The 23691-nt window shown below is 70.2% G+C and carries 15 protein-coding genes; 11 read left to right on the top strand and 4 right to left on the bottom strand.

Annotated features, from left to right (window positions below; all coding sequences use genetic code 11):
* Nucleotides 1-6: 6 nt before the first annotated feature.
* From EDF33_RS17500 to EDF33_RS17490, 3 genes are read left to right on the top strand one after another with little or no spacing between them, the layout of a single operon-like run.
* The gene (locus EDF33_RS17500) at nucleotides 7-459 is read left to right on the top strand and encodes a DUF3060 domain-containing protein (RefSeq protein WP_123937414.1); all 453 of its coding nucleotides are present in this window, start codon (nucleotides 7-9) and stop codon (nucleotides 457-459) included.
* 29 nt (nucleotides 460-488) lie between these two features.
* Nucleotides 489-1985, top strand: coding sequence for a lipopolysaccharide biosynthesis protein (locus tag EDF33_RS17495; RefSeq protein ID WP_132100719.1), 1497 nt, complete (start codon nucleotides 489-491; stop codon nucleotides 1983-1985).
* A gap of 15 nt (nucleotides 1986-2000) precedes the next feature.
* Nucleotides 2001-2876: a glycosyltransferase gene (locus tag EDF33_RS17490; RefSeq protein WP_131921357.1), complete on the top strand. Its 876-nt coding sequence runs from the start codon at nucleotides 2001-2003 to the stop codon at nucleotides 2874-2876.
* Nucleotides 2877-3165: 289 nt separating this feature from the next.
* Here EDF33_RS17490 and EDF33_RS17485 read toward each other — a convergent pair whose 3' ends face one another.
* Together EDF33_RS17485 and EDF33_RS17480 are read right to left on the bottom strand one after the other, a co-directional pair.
* Complete coding sequence (locus EDF33_RS17485; RefSeq protein ID WP_132100718.1) at nucleotides 3166-3423, bottom strand: hypothetical protein; 258 nt, start codon at nucleotides 3421-3423, stop codon at nucleotides 3166-3168.
* 189 nt (nucleotides 3424-3612) lie between these two features.
* On the bottom strand, nucleotides 3613-6921 hold the full coding sequence (locus EDF33_RS17480; RefSeq protein WP_165918865.1) for an Ig-like domain-containing protein: 3309 nt from the start codon (nucleotides 6919-6921) through the stop codon (nucleotides 3613-3615).
* Between the two features lie 834 nt (nucleotides 6922-7755).
* Here EDF33_RS17480 and dnaK point away from each other — a divergent pair.
* The 7 genes from dnaK to EDF33_RS17445 all read left to right on the top strand — a co-directional run bounded on the left by dnaK (nucleotide 7756) and on the right by EDF33_RS17445 (nucleotide 17745).
* A complete protein-coding gene (dnaK, locus tag EDF33_RS17475) occupies nucleotides 7756-9621 on the top strand; it encodes a molecular chaperone DnaK (protein WP_131847083.1) in 1866 nt (621 codons plus the stop codon).
* 2 nt (nucleotides 9622-9623) lie between these two features.
* On the top strand, nucleotides 9624-10283 hold the full coding sequence (locus EDF33_RS17470) for a nucleotide exchange factor GrpE (protein ID WP_131921354.1): 660 nt from the start codon (nucleotides 9624-9626) through the stop codon (nucleotides 10281-10283).
* Between the two features lie 23 nt (nucleotides 10284-10306).
* Entirely contained in the window at nucleotides 10307-11317 is a 1011-nt protein-coding gene (locus tag EDF33_RS17465) for a DnaJ C-terminal domain-containing protein (RefSeq protein WP_132100716.1), read from the top strand.
* A gap of 125 nt (nucleotides 11318-11442) precedes the next feature.
* Nucleotides 11443-11853, top strand: a complete 411-nt coding sequence (locus tag EDF33_RS17460; RefSeq protein WP_123293837.1) for a MerR family transcriptional regulator — start codon at nucleotides 11443-11445, stop codon at nucleotides 11851-11853.
* 38 nt (nucleotides 11854-11891) lie between these two features.
* Nucleotides 11892-14297: a M60 family metallopeptidase gene (locus EDF33_RS17455; RefSeq protein ID WP_132100715.1), complete on the top strand. Its 2406-nt coding sequence runs from the start codon at nucleotides 11892-11894 to the stop codon at nucleotides 14295-14297.
* 148 nt (nucleotides 14298-14445) lie between these two features.
* Nucleotides 14446-15591, top strand: a complete 1146-nt coding sequence (locus EDF33_RS17450; protein WP_131921352.1) for a class I SAM-dependent methyltransferase — start codon at nucleotides 14446-14448, stop codon at nucleotides 15589-15591.
* 99 nt (nucleotides 15592-15690) lie between these two features.
* Nucleotides 15691-17745 carry a hypothetical protein gene (locus EDF33_RS17445; RefSeq protein WP_132100714.1) on the top strand — a complete coding sequence of 685 codons (2055 nt, stop codon included), beginning with the start codon at nucleotides 15691-15693 and terminating at the stop codon, nucleotides 17743-17745.
* 85 nt (nucleotides 17746-17830) lie between these two features.
* Here EDF33_RS17445 and EDF33_RS17440 read toward each other — a convergent pair whose 3' ends face one another.
* The gene (locus EDF33_RS17440; protein WP_131847077.1) at nucleotides 17831-18661 is read right to left on the bottom strand and encodes an aldo/keto reductase; all 831 of its coding nucleotides are present in this window, start codon (nucleotides 18659-18661) and stop codon (nucleotides 17831-17833) included.
* A 90-nt stretch (nucleotides 18662-18751) separates the two neighbouring features.
* On the opposite strand from EDF33_RS17440, the gene EDF33_RS17435 reads away from it, so the two are divergent.
* Nucleotides 18752-22972 carry a hypothetical protein gene (locus EDF33_RS17435; protein WP_132100713.1) on the top strand — a complete coding sequence of 1407 codons (4221 nt, stop codon included), beginning with the start codon at nucleotides 18752-18754 and terminating at the stop codon, nucleotides 22970-22972.
* A 78-nt stretch (nucleotides 22973-23050) separates the two neighbouring features.
* Here the strand turns inward: EDF33_RS17435 and EDF33_RS17430 are convergent, their stop codons facing one another.
* The gene (locus EDF33_RS17430) at nucleotides 23051-23470 is read right to left on the bottom strand and encodes a pilus assembly protein CpaE (protein ID WP_131847075.1); all 420 of its coding nucleotides are present in this window, start codon (nucleotides 23468-23470) and stop codon (nucleotides 23051-23053) included.
* Nucleotides 23471-23691 lie beyond the last annotated feature (221 nt).

Genomic DNA, 23691 nt, shown 5'->3' with positions numbered 1-23691 from the left:
CCCGACATGCGTCACACCTCCCGCACCGCCCGCATCGCCGCCACGACCCTGGCTGCGATCGGGATCCTCACCGTCGTCACGGCGTGCTCCGGCACCGGCGGCGACGAGCCCACCAAGAAGCCGACGGCCAGCTCGAGCGCCAAGGCAGACGACCGCTTCTCGACGCCGCCGGCCGACATCCAGAAGGCGACGGCGGAGTGCGCCGACGGCAAGGTCGTCATCGACCAGAGCAACAAGGACGTCACCGTGGGCGACTGCGCCTCGGTCGAGATCACCGCGAGCAACGCGGTCGTCCACCTCGGCAAGGTCGACGCGCTCGTCATGAGCGGCACCATCAACGACGTCGACGCCAAGGAGATCGGCAAGGTCACGGTCAGCGGCAACGGCAACCGGGTCACCACGGACGGCAAGCCGAAGGTCACGGACAAGGGCGCCGAGAACCTGTTCGTCACCCGCTGAGTCCGACCCGACCCGAACGGAGGACTGCCATGACCCGCACGACCCTGCCGGACTGGCAGTCCTCCGCTCCGCTCGCGACTGCGGCAGCCCGTGGCGGCATCGTCACCGCCGCCGGCACCGCGACCCGGTTCCTCGTGCAGCTCGTCACCGTCGTGGTGATCGCCAGGATCCTCGGCCCCGCCGAGTACGGGTTCGCGGTCGTCGTGCTCCTGCTCAGCGGTCTCGCCGAGCTCCTCCGCATCGGTGGCATCGGAGCCCTCGTCACCCGTGCGCCGCGCCTGTCCGCCGGCGTCGCCTCCTCGCTCCACCTCCTCAGCGCCGCAGCCGGACTCGCTGCCGGCGCTGCGCTGGCCCTGTCGGCGCCGGCACTCGCGGTCGTCCTCGGCTTCCCAGCGTCCGGCAGGTCCGTGATGCTGCTCGCAGTTCCCTTCGTGGCGGCCGGGGCCAGCGCGGTCCCCACGGCGCTGCTCGCCCGCAACCTCCGCTTCCGTGCCCTCGCCCTGCTCGAGGTCGCGTCGATGGTCTCCGGCGCCGCCCTGGCGCTCGTGCTCGCGATCGCCGGTGCGGGCTCATCGGCGCTCGTCGCCCAGGCGCTCCTCTTCTCGCTCGTGCTCGGCATCGGTTCGATCGCCGTGTGTCCCTGGCGCCCGACCCGCCCCGCGCGGTGGTCCGCCGTCCGGCCGGAACTCGGCTTCGCAGCGAACGTCACCGCGGTCCAGGTCCTCAACTTCGCGGCCCGCAACCTCGACAAGGTGATCGTCGGGGCGTCGTTCGGCCCGCTCGCCGCCGGCTTGTACGCACAGGCCGGGCAGCTGCTCACGATCCCGCTGGAGCAGGTCAACGGGCCGCTCCAGCGCGTCGCGGTCCCCGTGCTCGCCAAGGTCGCCGACGACCGCGAGCGCTTCCGGCGCTACTACCGGCACCTCACAGCCCTGACCGGGTACGTGCTGTGGCCGACCTTCGCGGTGCTGGCAGTGCTCGCCGACGCCGTCGTCACCGTGCTGTTCGGCCCCGCGTGGGCGGGCTCGGTACCGATCTTCCGCGTGCTGGTGCTCGCTGGCATCGCGCAGACCCTCGGCTACGTCACCGTCTGGGTGTTCGTCGCGACCGGCCAGGGCGCTCGTCAGACCATCTGGGCGCTCGTCAGCCGTCCACTCGTCCTCGCCTCGTTCTTCGTCGGCCTGCCGTGGGGCGTCACCGGGATGGCGTGGGCGTTCTCCGTCAGCTCGCTCGTCCTCGTCGTCCCCGGCTTCGTGGTCGCTGGTCGACGCCCAGGGCTCGGGCTCCGTGACCTCGTCACGCCGATCGTCCGCCCCGGCATCGTGGCCGTGGCGGTGGGTGGTGTCACGCTCCTGACCCGGCTGCTCGACCTCGGCCCCTGGCTCGCGATCACGGTCGGCGGCGCTTCTGCGCTCGTCGTGCTCGCCCTTGCCGTCGTGCTGCCGGGCATCCGCCGCGACGTCATCGCGATGGCGCGCCACGTCGTGCCCGCCCGGTTCGGGCGCACCGCCGCAACCACACCCTGAGAGAGCGAGTCCGCCGTGCCCGTCTCCGCCGTGCCCGTCTCCGTCGTCGTCCCGGTCGGTCGACCCGACACCGCCCTGAGCGCGCAGCTCGGGGCGATCGCCGTGCAACAGCACGAGGGCGACGTCGAAGTCGTCCTCGCTGCCAACGGCGTCAGGCCCAGCGTCCTACGCCCGTTCGTCGACGCCACGGAGTGGCCATCCGGCTGGGCCGTGCGCGTCGTCGACGCGACGGACGTCCGTGGGCCGAGCCACGCTCGCAACGTCGGCTGGCGCGCCGCACGACACGACATCGTGCTGTTCTGCGACGCGGACGACGTGCTCGAACCCGGATGGATCTCGGCGATGGCTGTGGCCGTGCAGCAAGACGGCATCGGCGGCGGCCGACTGGCGTACGACCTGCTCAACGCACCCGCGCTCGCGGCCCGGGTGACCGCGTCGACGACGGAGCTGCCCGTCAAGTTCCGGCACCTGCCCTACACGCCGAGCTGTGCGCTCGGCGTGACCCGCGCGCTGCTCGAGGCCGTCGACGGCTTCGACGAGTCCTTGCACTGCGGCGAGGACATCGACTTCTGCTGGCGGGTGGCTGCGGCTGGTTCGCCCATCGTCTTCGTCCCGCAGGCGGTCGTCCAGTACCGCTTGCGCAGCGCGGCCCGCGGTGCGTTCCACCAGGCGTACCGCTACGGCGTCGACGATGCGCGCCTCCTGCGGGCACACCGCGCCGCCGGTGCACGGTGGCGCGCGGTCGACGGGGTCCGTGAGCTCGCATCGACGGTCAAAGCCGTTCTGCTCGCCGGCACCGGCCAGGAGGCCCGGATCACCGCCGCCTCGCGCGTCGGCGCCGCCTGCGGCCGGTTCGCAGGCTCCGTGCGGCACCGCATCGCCGCCTTCTGATCGCAGTCCGCCGCTGAGCGGCCAGGCCGCCGCACGTCGTCACGACGGGCGGCGGCCTTCGTCGTTGGTGAACGTGGGCTGTGGGCTGTGGGCTGTGGGCTGTGGGCTGTGGGCTGTGGGCTGTGGCAGGGCGGTCGGCGGTCGGCGGTGGGCCGGTGCGGTTGCGGTTGCTGGGTTGTGGTGCCGGTGCCGGTGCCGGTGCGGGTGGCATTGCGCGTTGCGCAGGTGCAGGGAACGCCGAACGGCCCGACCCCTGGGTGGGGTCGGGCCGTCGGGTCCTGCTGGGGTGTTACTGGGTGACGTTGATGGTCGTGACCACCGCGTCGCCGATCAGGTTGCCCTTCGTGATCTGCTTCGTGTAGAGCACGTAGACCTGCGGGGTCAGCGTGCGGCTGATCGTGATGGACCACTCGCCTTCGGAGTTCACCGTGGCCTCGCCGAGTCGGCTCGTGGTGCCGCCGAGGACGACCTTCGAGCCAGCCTGGCCGGTACCGGTGAACGTGATGTCGGTTCCGGGGACCTGTGCGCCCTCGGCCGGGGTGTTCACGACGACCTGGGTCGCCGTGCCGTAGTCGAGCGTCGCCGTCTTGGCGGGGGAGACCTCACCGTCGACCGTCTGGGTGACGGTGAAGGTGCGGACGCCCGCGACGATCGCGCCGGTCTGGGCGTTGCCGCTGATCGTGGACTGCTTCTCGGCGTCAGCCTGGAACGAGCCGGTCGCGGTGAGCTCCGTGACCTACTTGTCCTGCACCGTGACGGTGATCTCGGCCTGCTTCGTCAGCCCGCCCTTGCTCGTCTGGAGCGCGTGCAGCTCGTAGACGTTGGGGGCGAGCTGCCGGGAGACGTCGACCGTCCAGGCGCCGTTGGCGACCTTCGTGTCACCGATCGACGATGTGTTGCCGCGCATGTCGAGCTTGGCGCCGGTGGCACCGGTGCCCGTGAAGCGGATCTGGCCGTTCGTGACGGTGGCGCCGTTCGCCGGGGTGGAGATCACCGGGACGACGGGGTTGCCGTAGTCGAGCGAGCGGTGCAACGGGGCGGACACGGCACCGTTGACGGTCTGGGTGACCGTGAACGTGTTGACACCGAACGCGGCCTTGGCCGGCGGGATCGTGATCGTGTACCGACCCCCGGTCGCCTTCGCGGTGCCGACGACCGAACCGTCGGCAGCCTTCACGGTGACCGTCGCGTCCATCTGGGCCGCGCCGGAGATCGTCGCCGGCAGGTCCTCGTCGGTGGCGTTGAACGCCGCCGTCGCGGTGAGCGGGGTGACCGCCTGCTCGTCCGTGACGGTCACGGTGATCGCCTGCTGGGTGGTCAGACCGCCCTTGGTGGTCTGCACCGCCCACAGGTTGTAGAGGTTGCTCGTCAGCGGGAAGTCGACCTTGGCGGTCCACTCGCCGTTCACGACGTCGCCGCTGGCGATCGCGTTCACGGTGCCGCGGACGGTGACCTTTGCGCCGGTCTGACCGGTGCCGGTGAAGGTCAGGCCGTCCTTGTTGACGGTCGCGCCGTTCGCGGGAGAGGTGATGTTGATCGGCGTCGGGATGCCGTAGTCGAGCGAGACGTTCACGGCTGCGGAGGTCTTGCCGTTCAGCGCCTGGGTGACGCTGAACTCGTTCACGCCGAACTGTGTGCCGTTCGCCGGGATCGGGATCGTGTAGCGGCCGCCGCTTGCGACGACGCGGCCGATCTCGTTGCCGAGGCTGTCCTTGACGACGACGGTCGCGCCGGTGGTCGCCGCGCCCGAGATCGTCGCGGGCTTGGAGGAGTCCTCGTCGAACGCGCCGGTGGCCGTCAGCGCCGTGGAGAACTCCGTGGCGTTGATCGTGAACGAGACGGGCTTCGAGTCGGCGTTGCCGCGGACCGAGGTCTGCGTCGCGGTGAGGTTGTAGACACCGTTGCCGAGGTCGAACGTCGCCGGGGCGGACCAGTTGTCGTTGTCATCGACGACTGCAGTGGCTACGACGCGGCCGGACGTGCCCTTGACCTCGACGCGCGCGCCCTTGTCACCCGTGCCGGAGAACACCGGACGCTTCTGGTTGACCGTGGAACCGTTCGCCGGGGTCTGGACCACGAGCGGGGCCTCGGTGCGGACCGTGAAGTGTACGCGCTTCGTCTCGGCAGAGCCCGTGAGCGGGGTCTGGGTCGCGCGGAGGTCGTAGAACCCCGCGCCGAGGTCGAAGTTCGCCGGAGCGGACCACTTGCCGTCCTTGACCGTCGCCGAGGCGACGACACGGCCGGAAATGCCCTTGACCTCGATGGTCGCGCCTTCGTCACCGGTGCCGGAGAACGTCGGACGCTTGGCTTCCACGACCGAGCCGTTGGCCGGAGCCTGGACGACGAGCGGTGCCGGGTCGGTCGGGATCTCGGCCGCGACGGTGAAGTTGACGCGTGCGTTCGAAGTGTCGCCGCGGACGGGCGACTGGGTGACGGTGAGGTCGTAGGCGCCGTTCGTGAGGTCGATGTCCGAGGGGGCAGACCACTTGCCGTCCTTGACGGTTGCGGTGGCGATGATCACGCCGGCGTTGCTCCTGACCTCGATGCTCGCGCCTTCATCGCCGGTGCCGGAGAACACCGGGCGCTTTGTGGTGACGGTGGATCCGTTGGTCGGGGTCTGGACGATGAGCGGTGCCGGGTCGGCCGGAACCCCTTCGAGGGTCGTCGGCGTCGAACCGTTGACCCGGTAGCTGCCGACGGAGCTCGTGCCCATGAACAGGTAGTTCATCTGGCTCGAGGTCGTCGTGGCGTTCGAGGCGTCGACCTTGAGGCTCCAGCGGAACTGCTGGCCGGCGCTCTGCGAGCCAGTTGTCTTGCCGAAGTTGAACTCCATCTGGCGGTTGTTGTCGAACAGGCGGCCGTTCTTGAGGTTGAGAACCTCGGAGTTCGCCCACGCGCCGCTGGAGCCGTTGCGCCACTGTCCGGTGACCGTGGTCTGGCCGGGCGCGAAGGTGGTGCCGGCTGGAGCGGCAACCGTGACGATCCCCTCCATGCCGGTGCGGGTCGCCTGGTTCTCGACCACGAACGGCACGTTGGTGGGCGTGGTGCGGCTGAGGGTCACGTTCGGCTGGGGCACGCCGATGATGGGGCCGTTCTCGACGATGGTGATCGTGACGCTGGTGCGGTCGACCTCGACGCCGCCGACCTTCTGGATGATGGTGCGGGGGCTCGCTCCGACGGGCAAGTTGCGGATGGTGAGTGACCACTTGCCGGTGCCGTCTGCGGTGGTCGCGAACGAGGTGCCGCTGACGGAGATCGCGGCGCCGGGGGTGGCGGTGCCGGAGACGACGGCGGTCTTCGCGACGTTGTCGACGGTCCCGACCGTGGCGGTCAGTGCCCCGGCAGCCTTCAGCGTCGCCGATCCCTTGGGCGACGAGGAAGTGTACGACGGTGGCGGCGTGAACGAGGCGGTGAGGGTGCCGTCCGCGGTCGGCTTTTCGGTGGCACGGATGCTGAACGAGCGCTCGCCCATGTCGGTGGCTTCGTTCTTCATCGTCTCGCCGGAGACGTTCGTGTTCTTGTAGGTGACGGTTTGCTGGCCGTCGGAGGTGGTGCCCTTCAACCACTCCACGTGCCACCCGTACCAGGTCGACGGATCGGGAAGGTTGACGGCTTCGTAGCCGACCGGCAGGGTGAACGTCCACGAGTAGGACTTGCCGTTCTCGATGTCGATGCCGGTGGGATTCGCCGATACCTGCGGATTCCACCGCACCTTGCCGGTCGTGTCCTTCGTGAACACCTCGCCCGAGTCCGGTGCCGCACCCAGGTTGTGGATGCCGAGCGTGGTGGTCGAGATCGCGGCGATGGTGATCGTGACGCTGGTGCGGGCGACCTCGACCCCGCCGACCTTCTCGACGATGGTGCGGGGGTTCGCTCCGACGGGCAAGTTGCGGATGGTGAGCGACCACTTGCCGGTGCCGTCCGCGGTGGTCGCGAACGAGGTGCCGTTGACCGTGATCGCGGCGCCGGGGGTGGCGGTGCCGGAGACAACGGCGGTCTTCGCGAAGTTGTCGACGGAATCGACCTTCGCCGTGAGTTGTGGCACGCTCCGGAAGGAATTGATAGCGTGAATTGAGTCGCCGTTGGCAGCCTGCCCTTGGCTCAGACTTGACCGACCTGACGATGTGATTTCCTGCACATATCCGAGGTCCTTGGACCAGAGCGCCCACCCCGACGTAAACGACCCTGCAAACGGCGTGAGTTTGAACCGTTGCGCGACCCTTTCTGGATCGCAAGTTTCCCAGGTCATTGCATGCTGACTAGTCCCTGCAGACTGAAGGCAGAGACCGCTGCTCAGTTCTCGCACGGCTCCGAAAGAGTTCCAGCCTGGAATTTCCAATGTTGCCGCCGAGCTCTGCAGCGCAGCGGCAGTCGAGGCTGCGTTCGTGCTCGCCTCCTGACCGGCACGGGTGGGTGGCAAGGCGGCATTGTAGTTTCGCGCAGCCGAAGTCGGATGGCTGAACTGGATGAACTTCCCAACAAGCCGGTCCTCCGCAAGTGGACTGATGGAGGCGGAGGCGGCCGGGCCGAAGGACAAGCCGGAGACGAGCGTGGCTGCGGCGAGTCCTGCTGCGCCGACGGACTTGAGGGCCGTTGCCCTCTTCTTTCGAGACATGTGACGTTCTTTCGGGGAGGGCCGCCGGGGATCCGCGGCACGGTGGAGGATCGCAGCCCAGGACCTCTCGGTTGGCCTGCAAGCCGAGAATATCACATTACACATGGCATACGAGACATTGTATGGCGCGACTGCTGGCTGAGAGTTGAGTGGGATCGACGCAACTTCAGCCTCCCGGAGTTGACGCCGACCGTGTCCTGAGTAGAGTTGAGTCCATCGGACGCAAGTCCAACGACTTACCTCGAGCAAGAAGGAGCACCACACATGGGACGTGCAGTAGGCATCGACCTCGGAACCACCAACTCGGTCGTCAGCGTTCTCGAGGGTGGCGAGCCCACCGTCATCGCGAACGCCGAGGGCCTCCGCACCACGCCGTCGATCGTCGCCTTCACCAAGGACGGCGAGGTCCTGGTCGGCGAGACCGCCAAGCGCCAGGCCGTGACGAACGTCGACCGCACCATCGCGTCGGTCAAGCGTCACGTCGGCACCGACTGGACCACCGAGATCGACGGCAAGAAGTACACGCCGCAGGAGATCTCGGCCCGTACCCTCGGCAAGCTCAAGCGCGACGCCGAGCAGTACCTCGGTGAAGACGTCACCGACGCGGTCATCACCGTGCCGGCGTACTTCAACGACGCCGAGCGCCAGGCCACGAAGGACGCCGGCGAGATCGCCGGCCTGAACGTCCTCCGCATCATCAACGAGCCGACCGCTGCTGCGCTGGCCTACGGCCTCGACAAGGGCAAGGAAGACGAGCTCATCCTGGTCTTCGACCTCGGCGGCGGCACGTTCGACGTCTCCCTGCTCGAGGTGGGCAAGGACGACGACTTCTCGACGATCCAGGTCCGTGCGACCTCCGGTGACAACCGCCTCGGTGGTGACGACTGGGACCAGCGCATCGTCGACTACCTGATCAAGAAGTTCAAGGACGAGCACGGCGTCGACCTGTCCACGGACAAGATCGCCAAGCAGCGCCTGAAGGAAGCCGCTGAGCAGGCCAAGAAGGAGCTGTCGTCGCAGATGTCGGCGAACATCCAGCTGCCGTACCTGACGCTCACGGCCGAGGGCCCGCTCAACCTCGACGAGACCATCTCGCGCGCACAGTTCGAGCAGATGACCTCCGACCTGCTCGACCGCACCAAGAAGCCGTTCAACGACGTCATCAAGGAAGCCGGTGTCTCGGTCAACGACATCGCGCACGTGGTGCTCGTCGGTGGCTCGACCCGCATGCCCGCCGTGGCCGAGGTCGTCAAGCAGCTCACCGGTGGCAAGTCCCCGAACCAGGGCGTCAACCCGGACGAGGTCGTCGCCGTCGGCGCGGCACTGCAGGCCGGTGTGCTGAAGGGTGAGCGCAAGGACGTCCTGCTCATCGACGTCACGCCGCTGTCGCTCGGCATCGAGACCAAGGGCGGCCTGATGACGAAGCTCATCGACCGCAACACCGCGATCCCGACCAAGCGGAGCGAGACCTTCACGACCGCTGACGACAACCAGCCGTCGGTCGCGATCCAGGTCTTCCAGGGCGAGCGCGAGTTCACCCGCGACAACAAGCCGCTCGGCACGTTCGAGCTCACCGGCATCGCGCCGGCTCCCCGTGGCGTCCCACAGGTCGAGGTCACCTTCGACATCGACGCCAACGGCATCGTGCACGTGTCCGCCAAGGACAAGGGCACCGGCAAGGAGCAGTCGATGGTCATCTCCGGCGGCTCGTCGCTGCCGAAGGAGGACATCGAGCGCATGGTCCGCGAAGCCGAGGAGCACGCGGCCGAGGACAAGGCCCGTCGCGAGGCCAACGAGCGTCGCAACCAGGCCGAGCAGCTCGTCTACTCGATCGAGAAGCTCATCAAGGAGAACGACGACAAGCTCCCCGAGGACGTCAAGTCCGAGGTGCAGGCCGACGTCGACGCGCTCAAGTCGGCGCTCGCGGGCGAGGACGAGGACGCCGTGAAGACGGCATTCGACAAGCTCAACGAGTCGCAGGGCAAGCTCGGCCAGGCCATCTACTCCCAGCAGGACGCAGCAGCCGGCGCACCCGGTGGCGAGCAGCCCGCGGGTGAGCAGCCGGCGGACGACGAGGACATCGTCGACGCCGAGGTCGTGGACGACGAGGACGACAAGGACAAGAAGTAACGATGACGGACCCCAAGGGCAACGCGCCCAACGAAGACGAACCCCAGGTCGAGGGCGACGCCACGAACGCGGCCGAGCCCGAGGACCTCATCGAGGCGGAGGGGCCCGACGTCGAAGTACCGACCGACGGCCCCGCCGCCGGCGGTCCGGCAACGGACGCGGCGAACGACCTCTCCCCGGAAGACCAGGCCCTGCTCGACGACGCCGCCCGCGGTATCCAGGAGGACAAGCTGTCCGACACGGACCGCGACCTCGTCGCCGAGATGCGCGCGGACATGCTCCGTGCGCAGGCCGAGCTGGTGAACTTCCGGAAGCGCGTCGAGCGCGACCGCGAGGCCAACCGCGAGGTCGCCATCGCCGAAGTGGTGCGGGCCCTGCTGCCGGCACTCGACGACCTCACCCGGGCCGAGGCCCACGGTGACCTCGCCGAGGGTCCGATGCAGGTCATCGGCCAGAAGATCCGCGGGGGCTTCGACAAGTTCAAGCTCGTGCAGATCGGCGAGAAGGGTGAAGCCTTCGACCCGAACATCCACGAGGCGATCGTCCAGCTCCCGACCCCGGGTGCCACCGGCCAGACCGTGGCGGACGTCGTCGAGCCGGGCTACAAGCTCGGTGAGCGCGTCCTGCGAGCGGCCAAGGTCGCGGTGGCGGTCCCGGCCTGAGCCGGAACGGAAGGTAGGTACCAGTGGCCAGTCAGGACTGGTTCGACAAGGACTTCTACAAGGTCCTCGGAGTGTCGAAGGACGCGTCGGAGGCCGAGCTGAAGAAGACCTACCGGAAGCTCGCGCGGCAGTTCCACCCGGACTCCAACCCGGGTGACGCCGCGGCGGAGAACCGCTTCAAGGAGATCAGCGAGGCCTACTCGGTGCTCTCCGACAAGGAGCAGCGCCAGGAGTACGACCAGGTCCGTGCCATGGGCTCCGGCGCCCGCTTCACGGCGGGCGGCGGAGGCCAGGGCGGTGGCTTCGAGGACGTCTTCGGCGGGATGTTCGGGCAGCAGCAGGGCGGAGGCGGACAGCGCGTCCGTTTCGGCCAGGGTGGCCCGGGCGGTGCCGGCGGCTTCGAGGACATCCTCGGCGGGATGTTCGGCGGCGGTGGTGGCTTCGGCCAGACCTCCGGCGGCTACCGCGGCTTCGGTGGACCGACGAAGGGTCGCGACGTCACGGCGTCGACCACGCTCGACTTCACCACGGCGATCGCCGGCGACACCGTCAAGCTGTCGCAGGGCAACGGTCGCCCGGTGAACGTCCGCATCCCGGCGGGGGTCGCGGACGGCCAGAAGATCCGGCTCCGCGGTCGTGGTGAACCCTCGCCCGACGGCGGCGAGGCCGGCGACCTGGTGGTCGCCGTCACGGTCCGCAAGCACCCCGTCTTCGAGCGCGACGGGCTGAACCTCCGCGTGGACGTCCCCGTGACGTTCGTCGAGGCAGCCCTCGGCGCGACGATCGAGGTCCCGACGCTCGGCGGTTCGCCCGTCAAGCTGAAGGTCGCTCCGGGCACGCCGTCGGGTCGCGTCCTGCGCGTCAAGGGCCGTGGCGTCGCGACGAAGAACGGCACGGGCGACCTGCTCGCGACCGTCCAGGTCGCGGTGCCGTCGCACCTGTCGGACAAGCAGCGCGAGGCCGTCGAGGCACTCGCGGCGACCCTGCCCGACGAGAACCCGCGCGAGGACATCCTCGCCAAGGCGCGTGACTAGCGTCACGCAACCACAGCAGTAGACCCGGCCTGGAGGAACGGCGCGGCTCCGTCAGGAAGCCGCACCGAGCCTCCAGGCTGGTTTTCAATCCACGCGAACGACGGAAGGAACACGCCATGACCGACATGGACGAGAACTCGCCCGTCTTCGCGATCGCGGTCGCCGCGGAGCTCTCCGAGATGCACCCGCAGACGCTGCGGCAGTACGACCGGCTCGGCCTGGTCGTACCCGGCCGTACCCGCGGCGGTTCCCGCCGCTACTCGATGCGCGACGTCGCGCAGCTGCGCGAGATCGCGCGCCTCGGCTCCGAGGGGGTGTCGCTGGAGGGGATCCGGCGCGTGCTCGACCTTGAGAACGAGAACAAGGACCTGCGCGACCGGGTGCGCGAGCTCGAGACCGCGCTGGCGGACCAGCTCATCAACCGGCCCGGCGCGCGCGTGTTCGCGGCGACGACGACGGGTGCCGCGGTGTCGCTGCGGGCCGGTGCGCGGCCGCAGCGGAACACGCAGATCGTGCTGTACCGCGGGCCGCGCTGACCCTTCCCGAATCGCCATACCGCATGTAAAATATCTGCATGCGATTGTTTCCTGCCCTCCCCGCTGTCCTCGTCGTCACGGCACTCGCCATCGGTGGCGGGGTCGCCGCAGCGGCAACCGGCGGAGTCGACGTCCACGAGACGGTGATCGAGCACTCGGCGAACGGCGACGCGACGAGCGTCCTGGTGCACGGCATCGGTGATGCGGCGGCCGCGGCCACAGCAGAGGGACGGCGGTTCCGGCACAGTGATCTGCAGCCTGCCGGACGGTTCGTCGCCGCCGGCGACGTCGTCACCGTGTCGGTACCGACCGGTGCGCCGGCGATGGACGTCGCCATCGGGCTGATCGGCCCGTACGCGGCGCACAACTCGGGCGCCGATGTCGGGTACCAGCAGACGCGACTGACCGCTGGCGTGAACCGTGTCACGGCTCCGCACGACGGGATGGTCTCGATGGTCAGCGCGGCGGACACCGGGGAAGCGACGGTCACGATCGCCGGTGGTGTTGCCGTCCCGACCTACGTCCGGGGCCAGTCGACCGCCGACTCGTTCGCAGCGGACCTCCGGCGGTTCGCCGATGCACCGTTCGTCGAGGTGGTGTCGGACCGGATGTTCGGCGACTTCCAGAAGCCGAAGACCGGCACGGCCATCGCCGGTGCCGACCTCGCGGAGCGCACCGCGAACTGGGACCGGGTGATCGAGCTCACGAACGAGACGTACGGCCTCGACGAGCGTGCCGTCGGGACCTCGCACAAGTACCCGCACCGGATCCACATCGCTTCACCCGACTCCGGTGCCGGGTACGCCAACGCGAGCAACGCGCGCATCATGTTCCAGACCGGCACCGGTGCTGCCGCCGATCTCTTCCGGCTTCCGTTGAGTGGGCTGTGGGGGCTGTGGCACGAGATCGGCCACACCTACGAAGCACCGATCAACATCTTCCCGGGTACCGCGGAGACCATCACCAACCTGTCCGCGCTCGCCGTGCAGGACGGACTCGGGTTCGGGAGCCGGTGGGACGAGAGCATCCCGCTCCTCGAGCGGTACTTCACCACACCGATCGCGGACCGGGACTGGGAAGGCGCCCACGACCGGGTCCGGCTCCTGGCATGGGAACAGCTGCGCCGCGCGTTCGGCGACGGCTACCTGCCGAGGTTCTTCGCGGCGCTGCGTGCCGAGGCGGCGAAGACGAACGTGAACGCCCTGACCATCGACGACAAGCATGCGATCTTCGTCGAGGTCGCCTCGCGGGTGGCCGACCGTGACCTCGCGCCGTTCTACGACCAGCTCGGGTTCCCGATGTCGGACGCGACCCGCGCCGTCATCGGTGCGCTCCCCGACCTGCGGGAGCCCATCTGGGACAACGTCGACTCACGACACCGCATCGTGGAACGACTCGTCCCCGACTACGACCCGCCGGTCGGCGTGGTCACCGGAGCAGTGTCGCCCGTGCCAGTCGGCGAGCACGTGGTCGCCGCGCCGACGGTCACCGGGCTCGGGACCGCGAGCGGCCGAGGGAGCGCGACCGCCGTGGACGCCGCAGCGGTCGCCGATGCCGTCGGTACCGACACCGGACGGCTCCTCGTGCGGCTCCGGAGCGACACCGGCGCCGAGGACACGATCGTCGTCAGGACTGCGGCCGTCGGCGGGGACTCGATCGTGCTGCGCGGGGCGTCGAACCGCGTCGTCGGCGACCTGTGGCTCGATCAGCGGAACGAGGAACTCCGGTGGCGGGCGGTCACGTCCTACGACGCGCACTGGTCCTGGGGATCGAACGCCTACCTGACCGTCACGCACTTCGCGGCGGACGGCACGGTACTCGCCACGGGCACGGTGCAGGGCAACCAGACGGGCAAGGTCCTCGACGAGACCTTCCGGGACCGCCCGTACGCGGACGGCGAGTTCGTGCTCGTCCTGCACGCGCAACCGACGCTCCTCGCCGCGTACCGTTCCGACTCGCTCATCTCGGACTCGAGCGCGCCCCAGGCGTTCCGGATCGCGGACGGCAAACTGCACCTGACCGCGCCCGAGGCGATCCCGGGGTGGCAGTCCCTGTCCGGACTGCAGGGCCCGAAGACCGCCCTGACCCGCGGCGCCGACGTCGAGGTCGAGGCCGGGTTGCAGGTCCACGCCCAGATCTCGACGATCACCGGGGCGATCACGCTGACCAGTCCGGACGGCACGACCTTCGCACCCGGGCAGTCGACGCTCGCCGGCATGTACCGGAAGCCGGGCGAGGACTGGCGGACGAGCGCGAACCTCGTGCTGCGGGGCGGGACGCTCGCCGACGGCGGCACGACGATGCGGTTCACGCTGCAGACGGGTTCGGGGTTCTCGATGCCCCCGGGTTCGACGCTTCGCTGGAAGCCGGTCGTCCGTGTCCCGGCCGACGCGGTCGCGGGCGACTCGTCGCTGGAGCTGCGTGCGGAGGGCACCACCGGCTGAGTCCTCTGCAACGAGGAGCGCCCCCGGACCGACCTGCCGTCGTGGAGCTCGGGCGGCGACGTGCAGTCGCACGCTGGTCCGCGTGAACTGGACGCGGTCGTCCGCGCCGCTGCGAGGTCCGCCGTCGAGGGATGGGTACGCTGACGCGGTGCCAGACTTCGCCGACCTCTTCCGCCGCCGCGACGACACCGCCCCGGACCTCATCGCGATCGACGGCACCGACCGGTTCCTGATCGACGAGGCGCCGCACGTGCACGGGGACGCCCTGCGGCAGCCCGGCGAGGTGGCGGTCGTCGATGACCGTCTTGGAGTCCTGACCCTCGGGCTCATCACGCAGTACGGCGCATCGGACATCCGCGTCGTGCAGGACTCGCTCGTCGGGGAACGCGCGCTCGAGGCCAACGCTGGCACGTTCGGTCTGCGCGGATTCCACCACCCGGACTCGCTCGAAGACGCCTTCCGCGACGTCCGGCTCGTCGTGCTGCGGCTGTCGAAGTCACACGACCGCCTCGACGAGATCGCCCGGGCCGTCGCGCGGTTCGCCGCTCCCGACGTCGTGCTGCTGTGCGGCGGCAACGTCAAGTACATGAACCTGTCGCAGAACGACGTGCTGCGCCGCTCGTTCGGCGAGGTCACGGCTTCGCGGGGGCGGGGGAAGTCGCGCCTGCTCATCGCGCAAGACCCGTTGCGTGCCCAGGCGAACCGTGCGGCCGCGACCAATCCCTGGCCCAGATCGGTGCACGTCGACGACCTCGGCATGACGCTCGTCGCGCACGGCGGGGTGTTCGCCGGTACCTCGCTCGACCAGGGCACCCGGGTGCTGCTCGAGGCGATGGACGCCGCGGTGCCGACCGCGCGGACCGTCGTCGACCTCGGGTCCGGCAACGGTGTCATCGCCGCGGCGATCGCACTGCGGCGGCCGAACGTCAAGGTGATCGCGACCGATGTGTCCCGGATCGCGGTGGCGTCCACACGGGCGACCGCCGAGGCGAACGGCGTCGCTGACCGGGTGACGGCACTGCGCACCGACGCCGGGGACGAGCTCGCCGTCGGGTCCGCCCAGCTCGTGCTCTGCAACCCCCCGTTCCACGCGGACACCACGGTGACCACCGACGCGGCCGAGGCGATGTTCCGGAACGCGGCCACCGTCCTGCAGCCCGGCGGCGAACTGTGGTGCGTGTGGAACGGGCACCTGCGCTACCGGCCGGTACTGGAGCGCCTGGTCGGGCCGACGCGGCAAGTCCTGCGCACCCCGAAGTTCACGGTCACGGCGTCGGTCGCTGCCCCGCACTGAGGCCCGCCATACCGAACGCGGAATATCGTACGGATAATACTTGCGGACCACTCCGCGACCCGTGCACAGTCGTCTCCTGCACCGTCAGAGAGGACTCCCATGCACACTCGCTCCACCCGTGCTCTTCCACCGCCGGCCCGTCCGCCTCGTGCCCGTCCGTCCCGCGCGGCCGTCACCGTCGCGCTGGTCCCGATGGTCGCCCTGGGCGCGCTCGTCGCCGGCGCGGGCGTCGTCGCAGATGCACCACCGGCCCACGCCGTCGACCCGTTCCCGGTCCACGATCCGTTCGTGGACCTGCCCGTCGGCACCACGATGCCGTCGGGTTGGGCTCGCATCGCCTCGAACGACCAGCAGGCCGCGATCGTCGAGAACGGCTCGGCGGGCAAGTGGCTGCGGATGACCGACAACGCCAAGTACATGGCCTCGGCGGTGTACAACGAGGTGCCGTACGACTCGAGCAACGGACTGACCGTCGAGTTCGACCAGCGGATGTGGAGCCCCACCGACACCGGGTACGCCGACGGCATCGGGTTCTTCCTGCAGGACGCCGCGATGCCGCTCGACTCCATCGGCCCCGTGGGCGGCGGACTCGGCTACTTCGACGGCAAGTCCGCCTGCTCGGCAGGACTGGACGGCGGTGTCGTCGGCGTCGGGTTCGACCGGTTCGGCAACTTCGCGCTGCCGGAGTTCATCCAGAACGCCGTCACCGTCCGCGGGGCCGAGGCTGAGTGCTACCCCGTGCTGGCGACGACGGGCAACCGCGGCGACGGGTTCCTCGAGGACCGCGGCGTCGACGCCGAGACGGCGACCTACCGGCACGTGAAGGTCGACGTCGTGCCCCGGGACGCCGGTGGCATCACGGCCATCGTCACGATGTCGGACGCCACCCCCGTCGGCTCGGAGCCGGCGGAGCTGCACCACCTGATCTCGACCGACCTGCCGGCGACGGCGTTGCCTGGCCAGATGCGCTTCGGGTTCAGCGCGTCGACCGGCGGGCGGGCCGAGTTCCACGAGATCCGCAACGTGCGGGCCACACAGCCGACCGACGTCGTGACCACGGCGTCAGTGGACACCGAGGGGCCGGTGACCTCAGGCGACGACGTGTCGTTCCGCGTCCGATCGGTCAACGACGGGCCGGCCACGATCGGTGGGCCCACCGACGCAGTGGCGCGGACGACGGCACTGATCGATGCGCTCCCGCTCGAGGACGTCACCTGGTCGTGCGAGGCCACGGGCGGCGCGTCGTGCGGTGCCGATCAGGGCGCAGGAGTCGTGGCGACCGACTGGACGGCGCCGCCCGGAGGGCAGATCGAGTTGCTGGCCCGCGGGACCGTGCCGGCGACCACGAGGAGCGGGACGTACTCGGCGCCGGTGGAGAGTGTCACCGACTTCACCACCGGCCGGTTCGACGAAGGGCGGGCCGCGGTCGCGCGGGACGGCTCGGTGAGCGACGTCGACCTGACGAACAACACGGACACGATCGCGTTCGACGTCGTGCTGCCGGACGCCGTCGCCTCGGATGACGCTGCGACCGGACAGCAGGGTGAACCAGTGGTCGTGGACGTCGTGGGGAACGACGCGCTCGACGGCAGCGGTGCCGACCTCGGCTCGCTGCGGCTCACCGACGAGGGATTCGACGGTGCGGAGCTGTCCGACGACGGCAAACAGCTGCGCGTTCCGGGCGAGGGCACGTACGTCGTGGACGACGCCGGGCGGGTGACGTTCACGCCCGAGGGCGGCTTCAGCGGGGTCGCGTCGCCGGTGCGGTACGAGATCACGTCGAACGCCGGGCAGGTCGCGTCCGCCGAGCTCCGGGTGGAGATCGAGGCCGGTGCGGTCGACCCGACGCCGGGGCCCACGCCGGAGCCGACGGCGGAACCCACGCCGGATCCGACCACGGCGCCGACCGCGGGGCCGACGGCCGATCCGACCGCGGTACCGGGTGCCGGTTCCGCCGCTGGGCCCGGGGACGGTCCCCAGAACGCGTCGACCGTCGGCGGACCGTCGTCCGGCGGACCGGACCGGCTCGCGTGGACGGGCTCCGACGGGGTGCTCGTCGCAGCGGTCCTCGGCCTGGGGCTCGCGGCCGCCGGTGGCGTGCTCCTGACGCTTCGACGTCGCCGACTCGAGGTGGGCCCGGACGCCGACGCCTGATCCACACCGGTACGACTCCGGACGCGACGGAGACGACGAAGCCGCCCGGGTCTCCCCGGGCGGCTTCGTCGTGTGTTCCGAGCGATCAGGCCGGGACGTAGTCGAACGTGTCCGGGTCCGGACCCGTTCGGTGGCCCTTGTCGAGAGTCGTGATGTCCGTCATGTCCTCGTCGGAGAGCTCGAAGTCGAAGATCGCGAAGTTCTCCTCGACGCGGGCACGCGTGACCGACTTCGGGAACACGATGTCGCCGCGTTGGATGTGCCAGCGGAGCACGACCTGCGCCGGGCTCTTGCCCGTGGCGCCGGCGATGCGGGTGATGGTCTCGTCGTCGAGCACGAGGCCCTGGGCGATCGGGGACCAGGCCTCGGTCGCGATGCCGAGCTCGTTGTTCACGGCGCGGAGCTCGTCCTGGGTCAGGTACGGGTGCACCTCGATCTGGTTCACGGCCGGCGGGACGTCCGTCTCGGCACGCAGGCGGCGCAGGTGGTGGGCCTGGAAGTTGCTGACGCCGATCGAGCGGGAGGTGCCAGCGGCGTAGAGCTCCTCGAGCGCCTTCCACGTCGGCACGAAGTCCGAGACGGTGGGCAGCGGCCAGTGGATGAGGAACAGGTCGGTGTAGCCGCCGAGCAGGTCAGCTGACTTCTTGCCGTTCTCGGCAGCTGCCGAAGGGTCGTGGAAGCCGTTGTTGAGCTTCGAGGTGACGAAGATCTCGTCACGCGGGATGCCGGACGACGCGATGGCCTCGCCGACCTCCTTCTCGTTGCCGTACATCTCGGCGGTGTCGATGTGGCGGTAGCCGACCTCGAGCGCTGTGAGCGTCGCTTCCTTGGTCGACGCGGGGTCGATCTGGAAGACGCCGAAGCCGAGCTGCGGGATGGTCTTGCCGTCGTTCAGGGTGATGTTCGGAACGGTCATGAGTCCAGACAACACCCGACCAGCTCCCAGGCATTCCGCTCGCTCCCAGGACCGTTCAAGTCAAATGCAGAATATTGGTATTCTGGCGTGATGAACCGACACGCTTCACGACGCCCTCGTGCGCGCACCGCGCCGCGCGTCGCCGCCGTGGCGACCGCGGCCGGCCTGGTCGCCGCGCTCGCCACCCCGCTCGCCGCCACGGCAGTCCCGGCCCCCGCGGCCGACGCCGGATCCGCACGGACCGACTCTGCCGCCGACTCCACGATCCTGTTCGTCGAGGACTTCGAGAACGGCGTCACGACGACGCCGGTGCTGTTGAACGCGTACAAGGGCGCGAACGGTGAGACCTACACGGCCGACCCGGCGTGGATCAACGCCGCTGAGTGCAACGGCATCGTCACGAGCGCCAGCAGCTCCGACATGGCATCCTGCGACGCCAACCCCCAGCTCAAGCAGCTCGGGTCGGTCCTCGGGCAGATCACCGGCGAGGACCCGGAGACCAACCACGTCGTGAGTGCTTGGACCGCGTCGCGCAACCTGCCGCGGAACGCCGTTCAGATCGAGTCGCGCGATGACTTCTCGCTCGGGCAGACCGGACGCTTCGTGTCGTTCGGTGTCAGCGCCGCCGCCGGAAGCTGTGTCGGGTTCGACCACCCGCTGCTCGACTTCCTGCTGGTGGACGGATCTGCCGAGCACCCGGTGTCCGAGCGTCCCCTCGACCCTTGCAACGACCCTCGCTCGAGCACCTTCACCGCGGGCGGCAACACGTACAAGGGCGGCGAGTTCGTCTCGAACGGCGGCGTGCTCTTCTCCGGCGACACCCTGCGATGGCGTCTCCGCAACGCCCAGTCGTCCTACAGCGGCAACGACGGCGCGATCGACCGAGTGACGATCGTCGACTCGACCCCGACCCTGGCGAACGAGTTCTCCGGCGCCCCGATCGTCGGGGACACCGCGCGCATGACGGCGCGCGTCGTGAACACGAGCGAGCACGGTTCGAAGCCCGGTTGGTCCTTCGCCGAGGCGCTGCCCGAAGGCCTCAGCGTCGCGTCCGACCCGAAGGTCGCGACCACCTGCGCCGCGGCGGACCTCGACGTCGAGGCAGATGCCACGACCATCGGTGCGTCGGGCGACCTGGACATCGACGCACCGGACTGCACGGTGACGTTCGACGTCAGCGCCTCGGCTCCCGGCACGTACACGATCGGTGCAGACGCCGTGACCGAGCGCACCGGCGTCGACCTGCCGACCGGCTCGGCGAGCATCACCTTCGCCCCCGAGGTGAACGAGCTGCGCGTCACCGACCAGGCCGTCTTGTCCGGCGGCAACGGTGACGCCGTCGCCGACCTCGGCGAGACCGTCTCGTTCCGCACGACCGTCGACAACACCGGCAACGTCCTGGTGCGGGACGTCACGCTGACCAGCCCGAACGGCGACGCGGACTGCGACGTGCGGCAGCTCGCCCCCGGAGCATCCGCCGCGTGCGCGACCGCTCCCCGCCCGGTCACGCAGGACGACCTGGACCACGGCTCGATCGACGACACCGCCACGGTCTCTGCACGATCGCGCGCCGGCCAGGCCGTGACGGCCAGCGCAACCGCCACCGTCCCCACCTCGAGCACCACCTCGCGCGCCTTGCTCGCCATCACGCCCGTCGCGCGGGGCGGTGCCCCCGCGGTCGGTGACGACATCGGGCTCACGGTGACGGTGACCAACGAGGGCAACGTCTCGATCCGCGACCTCGCGGTGACCGTGGCCGACGAGCCCGGCATGACCGTCGCGTGCCCGCCGACCCGCCTCGCGCCCGGCGCGTCCATCGAGTGCGCCGTCGAGGGCTCGCACCCCGTCTCGCAGCACGACGTCGACCGCGGCACCGTCACGTTCGTCGCCACGATGACCGCAGTCGACGCCGCCGGTCAGCCGGTCCGTGGTGACGCCCGGACCGCACAGACCACGGTCGCCCAGGCCCCCGCGCTCGCCACGACCGTCACCCCGGCGCTCGACACCGCCGGCAAGACCCCCGCTCCCGGTGACGAGGTCACGCTGAGCGTCGCCGTACGCAACACCGGGAACGTCACGCTCCGCGACGTCGCCGCCGAGGTCGAGGACCGCGACGGCATGCCCGTCTCCTGCCCGACCTCCCCGCTCGCACCCGGCGCGAGCGTCGACTGCACCGTTCCGGACCACACCCTGAGCCAGCGGGAGATCGACGCCGGCACGGTCGGGTTCGCCCTGACCTCGACCGCCACCGCACCCGACGACCGTCGCGTGACTGCTTCGGACTCTGCGTCGGTGACCGTCGACCGCCAGCACGGCATCGTCGCGACCGCGACCGCCGGCCTGGCCGACGAGTCCCGCGCGCCGAAGGCCGGTGACCACGTCGAGCTGTCCGTCTCGGCGCGCAATTCCGGCAACACCACCCTGCGGGGCCTCGCTGCCGAGGTGGACGGCCTCGACCTGGACGTGGAGTGCGCCGAGGGTGCGCTCGCCCCCGGCGCCGCGGCGACCTGCTCCGTCGGCGACCACGTCCTGACGCAGGACGAGATCGACGCCGGCACCGTCGACTTCGCGCTCACGGTCAACGCGAACGGCCCCGGCGGTTCGCGTGCCCAGGCATCGGACACCGTGGCGGTCGAGCTCGTCAGCGCGCCGGCCATCGCCGTGTCGGCGACGAGCGTCCTCGGTGCGAACGAGCACGAGGTCCCCCTGGCCGGCGACACCGCGACGGTCACGATGACGATCCGGAACACCGGCAACGTCACGGTCACGGGCATCCGCGGCAAGGTCGAAGACCGTGCGGGCCTCGAGGTCGACTGCCCGGACGACGATCTCGCCCCGGGCGCCGCGGTGACGTGCGAGGTGTCCGAGTACACCCTCACCCAGAGCGACGTCGACAGCGGTGCCGTCCGGTTCGTGCTGTCGAGCGCAGCGACCGGTGCCGACCGTCAGCGCGTCGAGGCCCGTGCCGACACGACACTCTCGATCGTGCGAGCGCCGTCGATCACGACGACGGCCACGGCTGCGCTCGACGACACCGACCACGGAGCCCCGACCGCGGGCGACACGGCATCGGTCCGCATGTCGATCACGAACACGGGCAACGTCACGGTGCACGACCTGAGCGGCATCGTCGACGAGCGGGCCGGCACGACGGTCGCCTGCCCCGCCGAGCGGGTCGCTCCCGGTGCTTCGGCGGACTGCGCAGCGGCGGAGTACGCGCTCACCCAGGGCGACGTCGACGCGGGCAAGGTGCAGTTCGCCCTCACCGCAGCGGCCGTCGGCCCGGACGACCAGACCGTGACTGCCGGCGCGAAGGCCGGCACTGCGATCGAGCGCGCCCCGGGCGTGCAGGTCCAGGTCACCGCGCACCTGGCGGAGTCCGAGCACGAGGCGCCGCGCGCCGGTGACCACGTGAGCGTGGGCATCCGCGCCACCAACGCGGGGAACGTCACGCTGACGGGGACCCGCGCCGAGGTCGTCGAACTCGCCGGTCTACCGGTCGAGTGCGTCGGCGAGGGTGTCGCACCGGGTGCGTCGATCGACTGCACGACCCCGCAGTACGTGCTCACCCAGGCGGACGTCGACCACGGCACAGTGACGGTCGCAGCGGTGCTCGACGCGACCGGTCCCGCCGGAGACTCCGTCACCTCGCGCGACGAGGTCCAGGTCGGCCTGACGGCGAAGAGCGCCCTCGACCTGTCCGCCGAGCCGGTGCTGCACGGAACCGACGGCAGCACGAAGGTCGTCGCCGATGACCACGTGCTGCGCCCGGGCGACCGCGTGTCTGTCCGCTACGAGGTGCTCAACACCGGCAACCTCGCGGTGCACGACCTGCAGCAGGCCGAGGGCATGCCCGCGGTGACCTGCGAGGAGTCCACGGTCGAGCCGGGGCAGCGTGCCACGTGCGAGAGCGACGCGCACGTCGTGACCGAGGAAGAAGCAGCGACCGGCGAGGCCGCGATCACCGGTCAGGTGGCCGGCCAGGTCACGCGCGCCGACGGTGCCACGACCGAGGAGCCGGGTGCTGCGAGCACGGGGCAGACCGCGACGCCAGCGACGTTCGGCGTGACCACCGCCGCGGCGTCGACGAAGCCGGTCTGGGTGTTCTCGCTCGAGGTGCACACGAAGCTGCACGCCGAGCCGCAGCCCGTGCCCGCCGCCGAGAAGCCCTCCGCCGCGCCGGTGGAACTCGCGTTCACCGGATCGACCGTCCTCGCGATGGGCGTCCCCGCGACGATCGTGCTCCTGCTCGCCGGAGCGGTCCTGCTGCTCTGGCGCCGCCAGCGCCGCCCGGACGACCGCCAGGTCTGACGCGCAGCGGCGCCGGCACGACACAGCGCAGCCAACACGGACCGCCCCCTGTCCCAGCCCAGGGACAGGGGCGGTCCGTCACTCCAGCGCAGCGGCGATGTACGCCTGCAGCGCCTGGCCGTAGGCGATCGCGGGGACCTCGGACGCGAAGCTGCGGTCAGCACCGCCGATCGTCGCGGTGACCGTGTAGACGATCCGGCCGTTCACCGACACCCGGGTCAACCCGATGAACGACGGACCGAGGAGCTCGCGCAACTGGTCCTCACGCGGCAGCCAGAGCGACTCCGACGCGGTCACGGAGTCGAGCGCCCACTCGGTCGTCCCGTTGAAGCCGAGGATCGTGCCGGTGGGGGAGTCGTGTCGTTCGACGGTCATCTCGGACACGGTGTAGACGTCCTCGTCCACCTCGGGCTTGTCGATGACGAAGCGGTCGCCCGTCTCGGGGTGCCAGCGCAGGCCGGCGTCGCGGAGGGTCCTGGCGAGTGCAACGGTGATCACCTCCCCACCCTGCACGCGCGAGACCGCGCTGTCACCACGAAGTCGCGCTGTCACCACGTAGGTTGCCGAAAGCATCCCGTACTAGCATCGCCGAGCACCCCCACGCGCGAGCGCCACCCGATCGCGCGCGCGACGTGACGACGCCCGGGCAACCGGTGCCGCGCCTCCAGGCCGACCAACCGGCCACGGGGCGGGCCACCGGCCGGCGTCCCGACCGAGGC

The sequence above is a fragment of the Curtobacterium sp. PhB146 genome (assembly GCF_004342995.1).
In the GTDB taxonomy this organism is placed as follows: domain Bacteria; phylum Actinomycetota; class Actinomycetes; order Actinomycetales; family Microbacteriaceae; genus Curtobacterium.
The sequence above is the reverse complement of the archived record's forward strand: the minus strand, read 5'-3'. Positions and strand labels throughout refer to the sequence as shown.